At 55.9% G+C, this 18,179-nt stretch carries 12 protein-coding genes; 7 read left to right on the top strand and 5 right to left on the bottom strand.

What is annotated here, in order from left to right; translation table 11 throughout:
* Positions 1 to 24: 24 nt before the first annotated feature.
* Together QQJ84_RS08170 and speB are read right to left on the bottom strand one after the other, a co-directional pair.
* Positions 25 to 855 (bottom strand): SDR family NAD(P)-dependent oxidoreductase, encoded by an 831-nt coding sequence (locus tag QQJ84_RS08170; RefSeq protein WP_284257641.1) that lies wholly within the window; start codon positions 853 to 855, stop codon positions 25 to 27.
* Positions 848 to 1,822, bottom strand: a complete 975-nt coding sequence (speB, locus tag QQJ84_RS08165) for an agmatinase (RefSeq protein WP_284257640.1) — start codon at positions 1,820 to 1,822, stop codon at positions 848 to 850. Before speB ends, QQJ84_RS08170 begins: the two co-directional genes overlap by 8 nt.
* Before the next feature lie 521 nt (positions 1,823 to 2,343).
* On the opposite strand from speB, the gene QQJ84_RS08160 reads away from it, so the two are divergent.
* Positions 2,344 to 3,279: a LysR family transcriptional regulator gene (locus QQJ84_RS08160; RefSeq protein ID WP_284257639.1), complete on the top strand. Its 936-nt coding sequence runs from the start codon at positions 2,344 to 2,346 to the stop codon at positions 3,277 to 3,279.
* Between the two features lie 78 nt (positions 3,280 to 3,357).
* Here the strand turns inward: QQJ84_RS08160 and hsdR are convergent, their stop codons facing one another.
* Genes hsdR through QQJ84_RS08145 form a run of 3 tightly spaced genes read right to left on the bottom strand, consistent with a single transcriptional unit; the run spans position 3,358 to position 8,581 of the window.
* Positions 3,358 to 5,688: an EcoAI/FtnUII family type I restriction enzme subunit R gene (hsdR, locus tag QQJ84_RS08155; RefSeq protein WP_284257638.1), complete on the bottom strand. Its 2,331-nt coding sequence runs from the start codon at positions 5,686 to 5,688 to the stop codon at positions 3,358 to 3,360.
* A complete protein-coding gene (locus QQJ84_RS08150) occupies positions 5,685 to 6,857 on the bottom strand; it encodes a restriction endonuclease subunit S (protein WP_284257637.1) in 1,173 nt (390 codons plus the stop codon). The genes hsdR and QQJ84_RS08150 overlap by 4 nt, the downstream gene beginning before the upstream one ends.
* Complete coding sequence (locus QQJ84_RS08145; RefSeq protein ID WP_284257636.1) at positions 6,857 to 8,581, bottom strand: N-6 DNA methylase; 1,725 nt, start codon at positions 8,579 to 8,581, stop codon at positions 6,857 to 6,859. Before QQJ84_RS08145 ends, QQJ84_RS08150 begins: the two co-directional genes overlap by 1 nt.
* A gap of 556 nt (positions 8,582 to 9,137) precedes the next feature.
* Here QQJ84_RS08145 and QQJ84_RS08140 point away from each other — a divergent pair.
* The 6 genes from QQJ84_RS08140 (at position 9,138) to QQJ84_RS08115 (ending at position 17,815) form a co-directional block, all read left to right on the top strand.
* The gene (locus tag QQJ84_RS08140) at positions 9,138 to 9,767 is read left to right on the top strand and encodes a hypothetical protein (protein ID WP_284257635.1); all 630 of its coding nucleotides are present in this window, start codon (positions 9,138 to 9,140) and stop codon (positions 9,765 to 9,767) included.
* Between the two features lie 375 nt (positions 9,768 to 10,142).
* Entirely contained in the window at positions 10,143 to 10,508 is a 366-nt protein-coding gene (locus QQJ84_RS08135) for a helix-turn-helix domain-containing protein (protein ID WP_284257634.1), read from the top strand.
* 50 nt (positions 10,509 to 10,558) lie between these two features.
* A complete protein-coding gene (locus QQJ84_RS08130; RefSeq protein ID WP_284257633.1) occupies positions 10,559 to 12,694 on the top strand; it encodes a site-specific integrase in 2,136 nt (711 codons plus the stop codon).
* Positions 12,678 to 13,814: a site-specific integrase gene (locus tag QQJ84_RS08125; protein ID WP_284257632.1), complete on the top strand. Its 1,137-nt coding sequence runs from the start codon at positions 12,678 to 12,680 to the stop codon at positions 13,812 to 13,814. Before QQJ84_RS08130 ends, QQJ84_RS08125 begins: the two co-directional genes overlap by 17 nt.
* Before the next feature lie 304 nt (positions 13,815 to 14,118).
* Positions 14,119 to 14,451, top strand: coding sequence for a hypothetical protein (locus QQJ84_RS08120; RefSeq protein ID WP_284257631.1), 333 nt, complete (start codon positions 14,119 to 14,121; stop codon positions 14,449 to 14,451).
* 709 nt (positions 14,452 to 15,160) lie between these two features.
* Positions 15,161 to 17,815, top strand: a complete 2,655-nt coding sequence (locus QQJ84_RS08115; RefSeq protein WP_284257630.1) for a S1 RNA-binding domain-containing protein — start codon at positions 15,161 to 15,163, stop codon at positions 17,813 to 17,815.
* The last annotated feature ends 364 nt before the right edge of the window (positions 17,816 to 18,179 follow it).

Here is an 18,179-nt window from a genome sequence, read left to right as displayed (position 1 = left end):
GTTTTTCTAATTTTTGACAAACGTTCAGCTATTCATAACGCCACCGCCATTTACGCCTATGACCTGGCCGGTCATGAATGTCGCGGCGTTTGAGGCCAGAAACAAAACCACTGCCGAAATTTCTGAGGGAAGGCCAAGCCTTTTCAGGGGATAGAGTTTTGCTTCCTTCTCGATATAGTCGTTACCCAGCCGGCCGACCAAAGGCGTCAGAATGCCGCCAGGTGCTACAGCATTGACTAAAATTCCTTGACTGCCGAGTTCGCGTGCAAGACTTTTCGTGAATGCGATGATGCCACCCTTCGCAGCACTGTAATGCGTAAGGTTTTCGCAGCCGAGTTGACCGAGATCTGAGGCAATATTGATGATCCGGCCGAAGCCTTGTTCCCGCATCAAAGCCACCGCCCCGCGAGCGAAATAGAATGAGCCATAGAGATGCACTTTTATCATGTGATCCCATTGGGCGTCCGTCATTTCACTCAGCGGGACTTCAACCAGGTAGCCAGCGTTATTAACGAGCACATCGAGCTTCTCAATATTCGCAAAAATGCCTGCGGCCGTTTGCGGATCTGAAACGTCGCCGTGACGGAGTAAACAAGTTCCTCCTCGCGCCTCGATCCCCTGCTTCAACCCAACCAGATTATGCTGAGTCGGCAAATCATTGGCGATTATCGTAGCGCCCTCACGAGCGAACGCCTCACAAATGGCAAAACCTATACCACTGCCCGCACCCGTTACCAGCACGGTCTTTCCATGAAAACGTCCGCCGTCTACCGTCCGCTCGGCTTGTAACGCAGCCAAATGCTGCTCGCTCGTCAACCAACCCAGAGTGGCACCGAGTTGATTTTGATCACTCACGGCCGTAACCTGATTCTGTTTCAATCCGACTTGCAATCAGGCAGAGAATCTCAAACATAAGCGTTGCACCGACAAGCGCTGTCATCCCTGCAGTATCGTACGCAGGTGAGACTTCCACAACATCGGCGCCGATGATGTTCAGCCCCTGCAAGCGCCGCAGCATCAGCTGGGCTTCACGCGTGGTCAAGCCACCAATCTCGGGCGTGCCCGTGCCTGGTGCCATGGACGGGTCAATAGCATCAACGTCAAAAGACAGATAAACCTGCCCGGTACCGACAAGTTTTATCGCCTCGTCCATAATCAAGTCCACACCCTTGGCCATGACGTCTTCGATATAACGAATCGTCACCCCCTGGTCGCAGGCCCATTGATGCTCATTTGCATCATAGGAGGAGCCACGAATACCGATTTGGATAACCCGCTTAGGATCGAGAAGTCCTTCTTCGATCGCTCTTCGGAAGGGCGTTCCATGGGTGTAGCGCGCGCCGCCAAAATATGTGTCGTTAGTATCAGAATGGGCGTCGAAATGAATGAGGCCGACCGGCGCTTCTTGGGCCAGAGCGCGCAAAATGGGCAACGTGATTAAATGATCCCCGCCCACCGCAAGAGGTACGGCACCGGCCGCCTTAATCTCTTTAAAAAACTCCTCAATAAACTCCAAGGAATTTGCGATTGAAAACGGATCTGTTGGGGAATCACCGATATCCGCGACAGCCACAAGGTCGTAGGGCGATATTCCCGTCACATGATGTGTGCGCCGGATCAGCGTTGATTGGCTACGAACTTCGCGTGGCCCCTGGCGCGCGCCAGGGCGGTTGGTTGTCCCCCCATCAAAGGGAACGCCCGTGAGCGCCACATCGAGTCCGACGGGAGAAGACCGTAGAGGAAGGCGCATGAATGTCGCGGGGCCAACGAAACGTGGCGTCACGGCGGCGTCAATGGGCTGCGGTCTATCAAAATCATTCATATTTTAAGCGGCCTTTCGATTTATTAATGTCGCACTTCAATCTTAGCCATGCCTATCCATCCACCGGATGGAAGCGTAGAGCGGCCTCATCTCAGGATATTCAGACGCTGCTTATCTCCTTTCCCGACAAGAGGCTGAAATTCCATGTTACTTAATTTTTGTAACTTTACGCTATTTGATTGGATGGCATCAAAGAATTAGAAACCTACGAAATTAAGTTTTAATTTTCTGAAAGTGAAGTGCGCATAGACGGCGCCTTTTGCTATATCGACAAATGCGCGACGTAGCATGAATTATCTATTCCCGCGTTAACTTATTGCGCTAATTTATTGATAACACTTATTTTTTGTTAGAATTTTGCGTGGACGGGCCTCCTTCAAGCGGTACATCGTCCAAATCAGTTCCGGGTCCCTATCCGGTATGATCTGGCGCAGGGGCGATTTGGCCCGTTAATCACTTTGGGCTATGTAGAAGTTAGCGCGCATCAGCTGCAAATATCATGGGTTAGGACGTCCAGACTTATGCTCCAACTATCCGGAATTGACATCAGACTGATTCGCTTGTTTGTAACGGTAGTGGAATGCCATGGCTTTTCCGCTGCGCAAGTCGAGCTAAATCTCAGCGCCCCGACAATCAGCACACATATGCGCTCTCTCGAAACACGTCTGGGTGTAAGATTATGTCAGCGTGGCAGGTCTGGCTTTTCTCTCACACCGCATGGTGAGAGTATCTACATTGCCGCAAAGCGGCTGCTGGGTGCGTTGAATGATTTTTCGGTGGAGGCCGGCGCTGCGCGGCGTCAGCTAGTGGGCGAACTCCGGCTTGGTATGGTCGATGCCCTACTAACCAATAAAAACTTATGCCTAGCTGATGCTATCTCGATCTTTCTTGAGATGTCGCCAGATTTAAGAATTCATATCTCTACGTCTTCACCGAATGAAATTGAAAAGCAGGTGATCGATGGATATCTGCATGCAGGGCTTGGTTCATTCCACCGGCAATTAAGCCTGCTAGCGTACCACCCCGTAATACTCGAACGCCAGGGATTGTTTTGTGGTGTACGTCATCCGCTATTTACACGCCAGCCGCATAAAATCTCGATGAAAGATCTTGAAATGTGCGATTACATTGATCGAAGCTACATGACAGACGCACGCGCAGAGCGCCTGTTCCCATCCCTGAAAATATATAACAGTGTCGGAACAATGGAAGCGATTGCCACGCTGATTTTGTCGGGCCGTTTTATCGGACATTTGCCAGTACACTACGCACAATACTGGATCGACCGGCTGGAGATGACGGAGATCCGACCAGATATATTTGGATTTGATTCACAATTCCATATTATAACACGCGCCGGGAAAAGCCGACCGCTTCTGTTTGATGCGTTTATCCGGGCGCTGAAAGTTGCACAGACAAAGCAAAATTCGGTCGGGGGGGGACCCATTTCACAATAAATTGTCCAAGGCGACGGTACGATTACCTTCCAATATTTGCCGCACCGCAATCTCTAGTCATACGAACATCGCCGATAACTATAAGCCCCGCGCATCCCGGCTAAACAGAAACTCCTGAAACCCGACAAAAGCCGCGCGAATACCAGGCGCGGCGCCCAACTCCGCCGTGGCGTCGGCCAGGGTTTGGTAACGCAGCTCCAACAGCCGGGCGAGTTTGTCCTGGTCCAACTCTTCCACGCCCTGGGCCACGTACTGGCCCATCACGAAGTCCAGGAATGCCTGGAGCTTGGCGTCGTACCGGGGGAGGATTTCGCCCCGGTGCTTCTCCACGCGCTCGGCGCGGGTGATGGGCGGCAGGGCGAAGGCGATGTAGGCCAGGATGTCGAACACATCGCTCTTCTGCGCATCTATCACTTTACCCATCTCTGCCAACTGCTCGCCGCCAAAGCCCCGTTCGGCCAGCGTGTTCAGCAGCGCCTTGCGCGTGTCTGGGCGGCCCCAGATGGTCCGCAGCTCCTCCTCGTCCCTGAACAGTTCCGGGAGCTGCCCGAACAGGCTTTCCATGAACTGCTTGGCGGAAATCGGCTTGCCATCCGGCCCCCAGAAGCTGGTGGTGCTGATATGCTGGATGGTCCGCTCCTTGCCGTCCGCCAGCTTGATCTTCACGCGCTGGACATGTTCCGGCTCTTCGGATTGCCTGACTTCCACCTCTGGCTCTCTGGCAGCCGTGAGGTTGCGCGGTGTGACCGCAACCGGCTCCATCGGCTCGCCATCCCATTCCGGGTCCTCGAACATCTCATACGCCCGGACAAAATCCAGGATGGTGAAATAATCCTTGCCTTCATACAGCCGGGTGCCGCGCCCGATGATCTGCTTGAACTCGATCATGGAATTTACCGGCCGCATGAGCACGATGTTGCGCACATTCCGCGCATCCACGCCGGTTGAAAGTTTCTGGCTGGTGGTGAGGATGGTGGGGATGGTCTTCTCGTTATCCTGGAAGGTCCGCAGAAACTGCTCGCCCAGCGCCCCGTCATTGGCCGTTACGCGCACGCAGTAATTCGGGTCTTTGCTGGTCTTTATCTGGTTGATGAGGTCCCGCACCGCCGCCGCATGGTCCTGCGTGGCGCAGAACACCAGCGTCTTCTGCCGCTGGTCGATCTCGGCCATGAACGTGCGGACGCGGTATTCCTCCCGCGCCTTTATCTCGATAATCCGGTTGAAATCGCCCTCGGTGTAGCGTTTGCCCTCCACCACGGCGCCGTCCACCACCTCGTCATCGGGCGTGTACACGTAATCATCCAGCGTGGTGGCAAATTGCCGCACCTTGAAGGGCGTCAGAAACCCATCATTGATGCCCTCCTTCAGCGAGTAGGTATAAACCGGCTCGCCGAAATAGGCGTAGGTGTCCACATTGTCCTTGCGCTTGGGCGTGGCGGTGAGGCCGAGCTGCACGGCGGGGGCAAAATGCTCCAGGATGCCGCGCCAGGAGCCCTCATCATTCGCGCCGCCCCGGTGGCATTCGTCGATGATGATGAAGTCGAAAAAATCCGGCGGGTAATCACCAAAGTTCGGCGCCGAGTTCCCCTCGGCATCCCGGCCGCTCATAAAGGTCTGGAAGATGGTGAAGAAGATGCTGCCGTTTTTCGGCACGCGGCCCTTTTTGCGGATCACATCGGGGTCGATGCGGATAAAGGCGTCCTCTTCAAACGCCGAGAACTCGGTGAATTTTGACATGGCTTGTCCGGCAAGATTATTCCGGTCTGCCAGGAAGAGAATACGTGGGCGGCGGGTAGGCTGTCCACCAAGGTTCCATCGGCTTTGAAAGAGTTTCCAGGCCAGGTGGAAGGCAATCGTCGTTTTGCCGGTGCCGGTAGCAAGCGTGAGAAGGATACGTTTACGGCCATTAGCGATGGCTTCCAGCGTATTATTGACGGCTACTTCCTGGTAATAACGGATCGGCTCCTTGCCGCTCATGTCCTCAAACGGGATGGCGGCGAAGCGGTCCCGCCAGGCGTTCTGCTCGGCGAAGGCGCGGCCCCAGAGTTCGTCCGGCGTAGGGTAGCGGGGCACATAGCCTTCCGCCCCGGTATGCATGTCTATCTCGTAAATGCCCGCGCCATTGGTGGAATAGGCGAAGCGGGCCTGAAGTTTTTCGGCGTATTTCTTGGCTTGGCCGACGCCCTCGGTATCCGGCAAATCCCGCCGCTTGGCCTCTATCACCGCCAGCTTGTGGTTGCGGTAGGTGAGGACGTAATCGGCAATGTCCCCGCGTGCGCGTTTGCCCGCCCCTTGCAGGCGGCCCAGCGTAATCTCCTCCCGGCGCACCCGGCTGGCTTCCACCACGCCCCAGCCCGCCTGTTTTAGCGCGGGGTCGATCAACTCAGCGCGGGTCTCCGCCTCGTTCATGCAGCTTCCTCATGCAGGGCCGCTGCGGGGAGGGCGGTGAGGTCGCCGGAGAAGCCTTTCTGCAGGATGGCTTGTTTGAGGTCTGCCAATGCAGCCAGCTTCTTCTGGTAAGCTATTTCAAGCAATTCAATTTGCTTTGAAAGACCTTCCATGGCTTTCATGAGATTGTTTTGTTCTACCAAGTGTGGAACTCGAATTTTGAACTCACTAAGAGTCGTATTGCTCAGGTTAAGCATTGTTGCGCCTGTGGAAAGTGCTTCCAACTTTTGGCGGTAGTGTTTTGAACGGAGTAACGCCGCCAAAAAATGTGGGTTTGTTTTTTCAAATACACGGATATAAAAGCATCCTGTGCCGCAAAGCCAGCCATCTTCTCGTGCAGTTACAACCGCACATCGGCCAATTTCTCCTCGCCGACCAATAACAACATCGCCCGCCTTAAGACAATAATTTTGGAGTCGCTCTAGTGCGGCCGGATCGATGGTTTTTTCCGTATCAGGGATGATTTTTCCGTCTATAATATGCGCTGGATTTACCAGAGGTGTTCCGCCCGTGACATAGTCCGCTTTATGCAAAAGAGACCCGAACGGTCCTGTGAAAACATCGCCTCCAATTGATCCGAGCGATTTCTCAATCCAATTTTCGCTCTGCTGCAAGAAGACAGATTCCACATAATTTTCAAACAGCTCGCGGGCGTTGCCGAGGTTCTTCTCGGCGTTGGCGGTTGCGGCTGCGATGCCCGCAAAGGCCTCATCGAGAATGGCGACAATGCGCTTCTGCTCGGGGAGCGGCGGGTACGCAACAATCTGTTCAAGTAATAGCCTATAATGGCGTGCGTACCCAAGGCTCTCAAAACGGATGGACTGAAGCCAATAATAAAAAAACTTTGGATTCAGAAAGGCTTTCGGCTTTAGAATTTTGACCCCATCGGCGCCAAGAACGAATGGGAAATCTACGTATTTCAGCGCCTTGGTGTGGTCTCCAAAAATTATAACGGGGCGATCTGGCGCGTAGAGATCAGCCTCGTCGTGCCAATAACCGTTTATGAATTCGGCCTCTTGAGAGATGATAGGATATTCACCCGACTCAAGAAAATCCGCGCGTTTGATTTTTGTTCCGTATTTGACGGGTTCGATACACCTTTCAAAGTCTTGGACAGTCCAGCCTGCCATCACAGCAGCCCCCGAATACCTTCAAGGATTTCCGCACTCTCCGCATCCAGACGCAGAATCTCGGCAATAATGTGCTGCGGGTCGCGCAGCGCCACCTCCTCGGCCTGGTTGGGGTTCTTTACGGATAGATCGAAGCTGGTGGGGTCGATGCTGGAGGCATTCACGGACCACGATTTCTCAGAGTCCGCAAAGCTCGCCTGGAGCGTGACGAACTCAGCGAGGTCAGCATCATTCAGCGCGCTGGTCTTGCCCATGCTACGGCCAGGGTCGAGCTGGTAGTACCAAACCCGCCGCGTGGGCGCGCCTTTCTCGAAGAATAGCACCACCGTTTTTACCCCCGCGCCCTGGAACGTGCCGCTCGGGCAGTCCAGCACCGTGTGCAAATTGCAGTTCTCCAGCAGCTCCTGGCGCAGGGCGCGGGAGGCGTTGTCAGAGTTGGACAGAAACGTGTTCTTGATGACGATGGCGGCCCGTCCCCCGGCCTTCAGCGATTTTATAAAATGCTGGAGGAACAGGAAGGCGGTTTCCCCGGTCTTGATGGGGAAGTTCTGCTGCACCTCCGGCCGCTCCTTGCCGCCAAAGGGCGGGTTGGCGAGGATGACATCAAAACGGTCCTTGTCCTGAATATCGGCGATGTTCTCGGCCAGGGTGTTGGTGTGGATGACGTTGGGCGCCTCGATGCCATGCAGGATCATGTTCATGATGGCGATGACATAGGCGAGGCTCTTCTTCTCCTTGGCGTAAAAAGTGCGCTTTTGCAGCGTGTCGCGCTCGGCCGTGGTTTTGGCGCGTGCGTTCAAATACTCAAAGGCTTCGCACAGGAACCCGGCGGACCCGGCCGCGCCGTCATAGATGCGCTCGCCGATCTGGGGCTTCACCACGGCGATCATGGCGCGGATCAGCGGGCGCGGGGTGTAATATTCGCCCCCGTTGCGGCCGGCATTGCCCATGTTCTTGATCTTGGCTTCGTACAGGTGGGACAGCTCGTGCTTCTCGGCCTGGGAGCGGAAATGCAGCCCGTCGATCAGCTCCAGCGCGTCCCGTAGCGAATAGCCGCTCTGGAACTTGCTGCGGATTTCCGAGAAGATTTCGCCGATTTTGTACTCGATGGTGTCCGGCCCCGCCGCGCGGGATTTGAAACCCTGGAGGTAGGGGAAGAGGTCGCGGTTCACGTAGTCGATGAGGTCCGAGCCGGTGAGGGCGCGGTCATGGTCGAAGGTGCCATCCGGCTTTTTGGGCGCGGCCCAGGAGGCCCAGTTATGCGGCTCGGCGATGATGCGCGTGTAGGGCTGGCCGTGCAGCTCCGCCTCGGTGGCGCGGGTGAATTCCAGATCGTCCAGGTATTTCAGGAACAGCATCCAGGAGGTCTGCTCGGTATAGTCCAGCTCGGTGGTGCAACCGGCTTCCTTCCACAGCACATCGTCGATGTTCTTGAATATCTGCTCGAAGCTGGTGCCGCCGTTGCCGTTACTGGCGCGGGAGGCTGGCCGGGCGGCGGGCTTGGGCTGCGCCACGGGCGCCCGGGCTTCCTCTTGGGATGGCTCCGCCAGGGCCACGGAGCCGCCCCGGCCCCGGCCTTTGACGATCCGCCCGTCCTCGATCAGCGCCGCCTGCACCCGTGCATAGGTGCCGTCCTGCCAGCCCAGCTCCGCCTGGAGCCTGCCATTACCGGCACTGCCCCCAAGTTCCGCCAGAACCTCCAAAAACCGCTCTTCCCGTGCCATTCAGCCTCTCCGATTCGCGGCAATAAGCCGCCGATGGTGACTTTGCGGGATGCGAGTGCCAAAGACAACGGTGGCACCGCCGATGGCGCAGCTCAGCCGAAAAATTCGAATTTTTGCAGACCAAATTGCTGGCGAAAGGCCCGAAAACCAGCGTTTACCATTCTGGTCAGCACGCGTCGCCTTGGCTTGGTGCTGGCCAGTCCATGTGGTCGGCAGAGACAGCAGCGCTTGGATTGCACCGGATACTGTGGGGTTGGCGTCATCCATCCGAAGGGCACTGCGCAGGTTCGAGGCCCATGGACGCCCGGCGATAGGGTTAATCGTCGAGAAGCAGCGAACCATCCGGCCACGCCCCTCTTCGTGTCCGGCCCAAGGCGTACGGCACGGCTCCGGAAAAGGACCCCGATTCGCTAAGGTGAGTGGCCAACTTCGCCAAATGGCGGGGTTGGTCCTGCTTTGCCCTGGCCCCATCACTCACCAGAATAGGTTCCCTTGGTAATACTGACCTATCCAGCTACCATAACCTAAGATTCTAACCTAACGCGCGCGCGAGAAAATGACCGGCAAAAATTCTTCACACGACCCATTTCGGCAAATTGCAAACGCTTGGTTCGGCGATCCGGCCATCGGCCCGAGGCTAAAATCGGCCGTGGCTGAAATTTCGAAATATGCGCAGGACTCAAAAAAATTCGGCGCGCCGGCGGAACGTAAAAAAAAGCTTGGCCAGGCCGGGGCGGCGGCGATCAAGCTGCTAAGGCACCTCGGGGACATTGACCCCACGACTCGCAGGCTGCTTTTCGGCGGCGGCGAAATCCCGGCTCACCCCGAAGCTACACACACCGGCCTGCAGGCAGCCGGGCCGGCACTCAATGCGGACGCCGTGAGCAAGTTGGTTGAGTTCGAGGGGCTCCTCACGGAAATGGCGGCGAACGCGAGCAAGCTGGTCGCTGCGACGCCGCCCCAGCGCGCGGGCGCTCATGAATTGCCCGATGCCGTGCAATTTGGTGTTGAATGCCTTGGCTCCTTCTGGCGAAAATATCGAGACGATGCACCGACGAGCGGCCAGAATCGTGACAGCTTTGGCAATTTCGTGGAGGCCGTTCTGTGTGCCGATCCGGTCAATGCATCGTCGGCCAATATCAGGACAGCGCTGCGGTACTTTTTTGAAAAACATGACCATGAATAAGCTGCGCCCCTGAGCATCACATAGTCGCCGGCCGGTAAGCGACCTTGCCTGGCAGATCAGGGCCAGCCAAAAAAGTTGAATTCTTGCAGGAAGCTGTGGTGGCGGCATGATGCGCTGATGTTGTTGATGAGTGTCTCAACGAGGCAGCCATGCGACACAAGGCCACTAATCCCACGTCTCTCGAAGTGCAATTAGCGCAGGCTGGCGGTGTCGCCAACGGCGATCAACACGGTGCAGCCCCGCTCTCGGGCCCCCGCCACCAATCTGCAGCACCTTCGGTCGATCAGGCCTTCATGAACCTGGCGCGGCTGCTGGGCCGCCAGACGGCCCGCGAGGCTGCCCGCAATAACGCCGCCGCAGCGGATCACCTCCAAAATGACCGATAACTGCCAACCTGCAGAAGCTGCTGACGAACAGGGCGCGGCGGCATTTGACGTCGCCCCGTCCATCAACTGCGCCGAGCCCAACATCGATACACTGGTGCCCGCCATTCAGGCCGCGCGGATCTTTCACCGCACGACGCGCACGCTGCGGAACTGGGAGTCGCGCGGCTTGCTATCTGGCGTGCGGATTGGCCGTTCGCTCTATTTCAAAATCAGCGACATCGAGCAACTGATCACCGGCGGCGAAGCAGCTGCAACCGCCCCCCAATCGCCTCCGATGTCCTCGGGGGGCGGGGCTTCGCTGCCTGACGGCGGTGTCTACCTTCACACGAATTCCGGTGAAGACGGTGCAGCGTAGCACGGCAACGAAATCTGCATCTTACGGCACTGTCGGGAAAACGGCTGCCGATGAATGCGATTTATTCGTTGCCCACCCTTTTCCCGACTTTCCGCAAGTTTCCGCAACCTTCCATGGAGGCAAAAATGGAGCAAATCTCATTCAATTTTGAGGCCTTTTTCCCAGCGAGCATAACGGCCGACAGCCAGCTGACCGAGCCTGGGCACGCCACGGACGCCACCTCACCCAACCAGCAGGCCGAGGCGTCCGCCCCCGTACTTCAGACGCCGCAGAACAGCAACGCGGCCTCCCCCCGCGAGCCGGCCAAGCCGGCCATCGCCCCGAAGGTCCGCAGACCTCGCGAAACGATTGTCCTTGCCCCCCCACCGCAGCCGGAGACACCCGCGCCAGCGGCTGCGAATAGCGAGGCTCGCAAATTTCCAAGTTTCGCGGATGCGCTGTCGTTCTTGGAAACCGCTCCCGACCTGACGCCCACCAAGCGGCGCGATTACCGCTCCGCGCTGATTTCGGCTGCAAAGTTGCTGGGGCAGCCGCCGCAGGGCATTCGGTTGGACTTGCAGGCACTATCTGACACCATCCTCGCGCTAACACCCAAGCTCCGCGGCCATCAAGTTAAGCGTCGGCAAAACATCCGGTCAGGCATCAATAAAGTCGCGGCGCTCATGGGGCTGGCCCACCCCCATCAGCCTGGCGCTGACGGGCTGATGCCGGCGTGGCTGGATCTGAAGCGCCGCCTGGATGCTGAATATGACCGTCACCACCTGACTCGCCTCGCCCGTTATTGCAGCGACCGGAACATCGAACCCGAGGCCGTGACGTCTGCTGTGTTCACCGCGTTTGGCCGTGATCTGGCCGCGAGTGCGATCATCAGTGACCGCACGGCCTACCTGCGCAAGGTCACCAATCAGTGGGCGCGCCTGATCGATCGCTACCGAGAATTGGGCCTACAGGCGCTGGTCTTGCCGGACAAAAAGGCACGCCTGACTTTTCCGGCCACGAAATTTATGGAATCATTCAGGCAAGAACTTGATAAATTCAAAGCTGCTATGACGCCTGAAAATCTTGGCGCGTTGCATGACGACCTCGATCTCCCCGCAGAGCAGCGCCCATTCCGCCCCAGCCGGCCATTGAAACCCAGCACCGTGGCCTTGCGGGTTTATCAGCTTCGTTGCGCGGCCAGCGCCCTGATTCATGCCGGGCATGATGCGAAAGAACTCACAAACCTGGCCGGCTTGTTTACGCCGGCCAGCCGCGTCAAAACGGTGGTGCGGATTTTGCGCGAGCGTGGTGCGGAGCCGCGCTCCTCATTTGTTGCTGGCATTATCGAGGCACTGCGCCATGCCGCCCGCTTTTGCCAAGCTGATGCATACGTCCATGCGGAATTGGCCCGGATCAAGGGCATTGTCGAGCCGGCGAATAACGGCGTCGTGTCGAAAAACCGTGAGCGGCTGCGCGCCATGATTGAGCCGAACACGCGCGCGATTATCATGATGCTGCCGCAATTTTTGCTGGAAGGTGCAAAAAAATGCACCGACCCGCTTGATGCAGCCCGGCGAGTGCGTGTCGCGGTAATGATCGAACTGCTCACCGTCGTGGCACCACGTCTCGGAAATCTGAACTTGCTGCATCTGGAACGTTCACTGCGCCGGGCAACCAACGGTAAAAGCCGCGCCATGTATTTAATCGTCGATGAGACCGAGGTCAAAAACGGGGTGCCCATCGAACGCCTTTTGCCAGCCGCGACGGCTGAACTTATTGAAATTTGGCTGGAGAAATTTCGTCCTCTTCTGGCTAAGCCCGGAAACCCCTGGATATTTCCCGGAAAAAAAGAAAAGCCGATGACCAAGGATCTGCTTGGCTCCTGGATCACACGTGCCGTGCGTGACTATGCAAAGGTTGAGGTCCACCCTCATCTGTTCCGGCATTTTTGTGCTTGGCTGCATCTGCACTACCACCCCGGCGATTACGAGGGCGTGAGACGCCTCCTCGGTCATAAACGACTCGAAACGTCTATAAAATCTTATATCGCATTTGAGCAAGACGTCGCCGCGGCGCGGCATGATGATGCCGTCCTTAAGGAGCGCCAGGTTGCCAAGCGCGTCGCCCGGCAGATGCTGGAGGGTTTCCGTCCCGGCAAGGTCACCAGAGGTCCGAAAAAGGGGGCGTTCCATGCCGAAAAATCCTGATCCGCGCCGGAAATGGCGCCGCCTGCACGAATGGCCGGCCGCCTATCGGCAGGCTTGGCAGGAGGCAACCGCGCCCGGAGATGATCTCGACGAGGCCAGCTACGGCAAATCGTTGCGGCCATCCTCACTCGACACGATGGCGCGAAATTTTGGGCGCTGGCTGACTTTCCTGGATGGGCGTGGAGAACTGGACGATCGCGTACCGCCCGCGCAGATGGTAACCCCGGCCCGGATCGCAGACTACCTGCGCGAGTTGCAGGAAATGGGATACTGCGCGCAATCGAGCGTCCTGGCTATCTCGGGCATCAGTTGCGCGATGCGAATTCTTGCGCCCACACGGGACTGGCGCTGGATCTGGGCGCCCAATGGCGTGAAGCTTTCGCCGCACCTTAAAGGCCGCCGTAAGGAATTTCCGGTGCCACACCCTTCCGAACTGTACGGCTGGGGGCTGGAGTTGCTCGCGCAGGCTGATGCGCAAAAGCGGCCCCAGCGCCGGCTGGCGCAGTATCGCGATGGGCTGATCATATGCCTGCTCGCCAGCCGCGCAATCCGCCGGCGCAGCTTCGCGGCAATGCAGATCGGGAAGCATCTGTTTCGGAACGCAGATGGCTGGCGCCTCAAATTTGAACCCGAAGATGTGAAAAATCGCCGCTGGATCGAGTTTGATGCGCCCAAAACCTTAACCCCGTGGATCAACCGCTACGTCTCCGAAATCCGCCCGGCATTGCTTCTGCGCACCATGAAGAGCGTGACAGCCAACGGCATCGCCAAGGCGGCTACCGCGCTCTGGGTCTCCTCCGATGGCACGGCGTTAACCGAGGCCGGTTTGACCACCGCGATGTGGAACCGCTCGGGGCGGAAATTCACGCTGCCCTTCGCCACCCATCGCTTCCGCCACGCCGTCGGGACGCATGCGCCTGTTGATGACCCCGAACATCCCGGCATTGCCACGAGCTTGCTGTCGATCGGTGCTCGGATGCATGCGAAGCACTACAATCGCGCGCGCGACCATGTCGCCGAAACAAAATATTATAGCGCCATCGAGGAGGAGCGGAAGAAGTCAAAACTGGTGGCAAAACACCTCATCGCGCAGAACCGGAAATCCAACGACGAATCCTAAAAATTTTTATAAAAACAGTGATTTAAGCTTGACTTTATCGTTACGATATTCTATATATTGTGTGCAGACGCATCCTGCGTATGCGGACGCTCTGGGCCTCTTGCTTCCACTCTAATGCGGAAACATCGCGGCCCTGTCTGCAAGCGGCAAAATCTTATAATTAGCTGCCTCGAGCGTCCAGCGCGCAATCACCCCGACACCATCCAACAGCTCTCCAGTAACCTGGAGGTAAAATTCGTGTTCACGACTGCATAATGCAGCCATGCGCATGACTGTTGGCGTGTTTTTTATAAGGACAATATATATGACTAAAGATCAAAACGCCAGAAACCCCGGCATCAACACAAATGCCGCATCCGCCGCCCCGCAATGGGCGGAGGAGCGGGTTCGCCTGCAATTGCTGATCGGCGACTTTGTCCAAAGCCTGGCGGCTCACAACGAAGCCGTCGGTGCCACCGCGGCCGAAGTCGCGAAGAAGTTGGCCGCGGGAGGATCCGCTGATCAAACCTTCATCATCGCCGAATCGATGATGAGGGTCCTAAATATGGCCAAAACGCTCAACGGCCATGCTGAAGCCCTCGTCACGTGCACCGAGAAGTTGCTCGGCACGTTCCCGACGACAGGCTACAGTCACTAGCAGAAACCCCTCAGCCCCATCCGGGCTGGGGGGTTTTCTGCATAATCGGCTTGGTTGGGGAACGGATGGTCCGCTTCCTCGCCGTCGGCAAGAGAAGCGGGCGTTCCGCCAACGGCAAGGTTGGCCACGATAGCGGCTAGGCGGGTTTGCAATGGAGTTTCAAGGTAAGCTGCCGTTACAATGGCCCGTCAGCTACCGTCTGCCTTGTCGCATAAATCCTAAGTTACGCGACAGCCAGAAGCGACCCATCCAAGCTATCGGCCACCAGCAGCGCCGATCCCCAAAGCGGTCGTTCGCTCGCACGGGCCGATAACGGCTCTGTCCCTGCAAGGAGGACAGGTTGTCTGCGTTCCGACCTTCATGCCCCCGTTGGGCGCTCCCGAAAGGACGCCGCCAGCATCGTCCGTATCCGGCAGTTTCACGCCCATCCTTGTAATTCCCCGTTTTTGGCTACCTTCAGAAAGCGGACACTACAGGCATGGGGTAGCAGGGGGGCTTTCCAGCCGTACGCCGGCTCTGGGCGGGTTCCCTAAAGCCGGACGTTCAGTGGCTTGGGCAGGACCGGCGTAGACAGGAGCGCTGCGACAGTTTTGTTAGCGTCCCGGTGGTTCTATTGTGGATGAGATACCCATGCGTCGCTCCTGATCTGTTCTCGAACGGCGGGATATGTTACCAATCCATAGTGGGTATGATGGGGATGTATGGGCCAATGCAATTTGAAAAGCCAGCTAGCGCTGACATGTCGACCGAAAGTGATGTGGAGCAGAAGTTCATATATCCCCTTCTTGTCGCCGAGGCGCCTAGCGGCCTTGGTTTCGCTGGCGCAGGCATTCAAACCAAAGCCAATCTGAAAAGCTTTGCGATCGGAAAAGGCAATACTAGCAAAATATACTATCCGGATTATATCGTAATGATGAGCGGTATGCCGCTCATAATTGTCGAGGCAAAAGCGCCAGGGATTGACCTCGCAGAGGCATTTCGCGAAGCGCGCCTCTATGCAATTGAGCTAAACGCAGTTTATCCTACTGGCCTGAATCCAGCCTCTAAGGTGATCGCAACAAATGGTTCACGCCTTCTTGCAGGTCTCGCAGACCAAGCTGATCCAAAGCATGATCTATCATACGATGAGATCGGACCTACCTCAGAGAAGATGTCGAAATTTACGGCAGAGTTTGGGTTTAAGGCTGTCAAAGCTGACTATGAGAAGCTATTGCCAAGATTCCGGCCACAAAAGCTCTGGAAACCTCGAAAGCTTGTAGGAGGAGGTGCTACACAGAGAGAAGAGGTTGCACTAAACACGTTTGGAGCCACAATATCCGCCGATTTTTCTCACATATTCAATCCGATTAATCACCAAGATCGGGTTGCCATTGTCAAGCTTGGTTACATATCCTCTAAAAGGAGAGAGCGTTATATTGAACCCATCGATAGGATCATACGTGCGGCTACTCCGCCATCCATCTCGCGCTCAAGAACGATTGAGAATACAGCCGCTCCGAATGAGATAATCAAAACCTTTAGGACCGGCAGAAAACTCGAGCAACAGGTGTTGCTGTTAATTGGAAGCGCAGGGGCCGGGAAGACAACCTTCGTAGACTATTTGCAGGAGGTTGCACTACCAGCAGACATAAAAGCCAAGACCGTATGGGTTCGCATCAATATGAATCCTGCGCCGATTTCGCGCTCAGAGATTTATGATTGGCTCCGAAGGGAGATTGTGGAAGGTCTCCGTTTGGCAAGCCCTCAAACGGATTTTGACGACCTAGACGTAATAAAGGCAGTTCATGCCCCTGATATCACTACGTTCCGCAAGGGGATAGGGCGCCTCTTGGAAAAAGACACGGCGGCCTGGAACGCGAAGCTGGCCGATATTCTAAGCAGTCTGATGAGTGATCTACACAAAACTGCGCTCGCCATGACGCGCTATTTGATCGCTCAAACCGGAAAACTTCTCGTTATTGTATTGGACAATTGTGATAAGCGTTTACGTGACGAGCAGCTACTTATGTTCGAAGCTGCTCAGTGGCTGCAACGAGAATTTACCGGATTAGTCGTACTCCCCTTACGAGAGGAGACCTATGATAATCATCAGAATGAACCGCCTCTCGACACTGCTTTGAAGGATCTGGTTTTCAGAATCGAACCTCCATTGTTTCAAAACATACTCCAGAGTCGTGTACAAATGGCGCTCAATAGCATCGCCACCAAAGGCTCCAAGATGCTTAGATACAGTCTTCCAAATGGAATGCACGTTGATTATCCCGCATCTGATCAGGCCTATTATTTGTCTTCGATTATGCGATCGATATTTGACCATGGGCTACATGTCCGCCGGCTGATTGTTGGCTTATCAGGCAGGAACATGCGCCGGGCGCTGGAGATCTTCTTAGAATTTTGTACGAGCGGCCATATCAGCGAGCCTGAGTACCTAAAAATAAGACAATCGAAAGGGCAGTATGTTCTACCGTTACAGCTAGTAACAACGGTACTTCTAAGGCTTAACCAGCGATTCTACGACAGTTCGCACGCCTACTTGAAAAGTCTTGTCCAGGTAGACGAGCACGATGCCAGGGTGAACTATTTCGTTCGCTTAATGATTATACGGACACTGTTAGGAAGAATGGATGTCCACGGCCCCAAGCGGCTCAAAGGGTATGAACATGTTGGAGTGATTAGGAGGGAGCTGTCAGGGTATGGGGTCGAGGATGCCGTATTTGCACGCGAGCTGGAGAACTTGGTCCGAGGCTTCTGTGTTATAACGGAGGATTATCGCGTTGAGAACTTGACCGACGAAGATCTGATTGCGCTCGCTCCGGCCGGGCTAGTGCACAATCAGATGATGGCCGATGTCTATTATCTCGCTGCAGTGGCTGAAGATACGTGGTTCTTCAAAAAGGATATGGCTGATGGAATAGCTGCACGTATAAAGAGTGAAGAGACTCACTATACTCCTGCCACGTCATTTTCTAATGCAGCCGACTTAATAAAGATGCTCCGCGCATCGCGCGAACGAGAGCGTAGCGCCATAGATGCTTTTCGTGATCCAAAAGCATTCGATGATCTAACTGACTTGACAAAAAGCCTGCACGCTGTGGAGAAATTCGAGCGCTCTATCGTCCCACCACCCTGGTATGGCTCTCACGTTCGTTATCCTGTTGGCAGCACCCATTTGGCGACTGTGTTGGCGATCAAGGACTTCGGCATATTTGTTAATATGGAACCCGAACTTGACGCGCTTATCCCTGCCAGCAAAATGAAGGCAGAATTCATGTCGGATCCTGCCTTCACAATTGGTAGCGTTATCCACGTAAAAATTATCCAGATGGACCAATTCAATCGGCGGATGGCTGTGGTGCCGGCGTGACGCCCGCTTGTCCCATCCGACGTTCTAAAGTCGCCAGTCCGATTTTGACCAAAAACCGAATGTCCGGTATCCGCTTCAGTCGGCCGTAAGCCGACAGGCTGAAATCCACCCTACCGAGACATGCGGTGTCGCGTAACTTGTAAATTGCGCGACAGCGCGCACCAAGACGCAACCCATTGCTTTTCTTCATGTTCATTTGTCGCGCGTCTCTGCCGCAAATTTCCACCCCACCCGCGACAAAATTGGCGACACATTCCTTCATGTTTTTGCGGCGAACGGCTGCTTTCGGGAAGTGCCTCGGTAATCCCCCCTGCCATTAAGGGGATTGATAAGTAGAATTTTCTCGGCATTTTACGCGAGGAGA

The organism is Acidocella aquatica, assembly GCF_030160635.1.
Classification (GTDB): Bacteria; Pseudomonadota; Alphaproteobacteria; order Acetobacterales; family Acetobacteraceae; genus Acidocella; species Acidocella aquatica.
The sequence above is the reverse complement of the archived record's forward strand: the minus strand, read 5'-3'. Positions and strand labels throughout refer to the sequence as shown.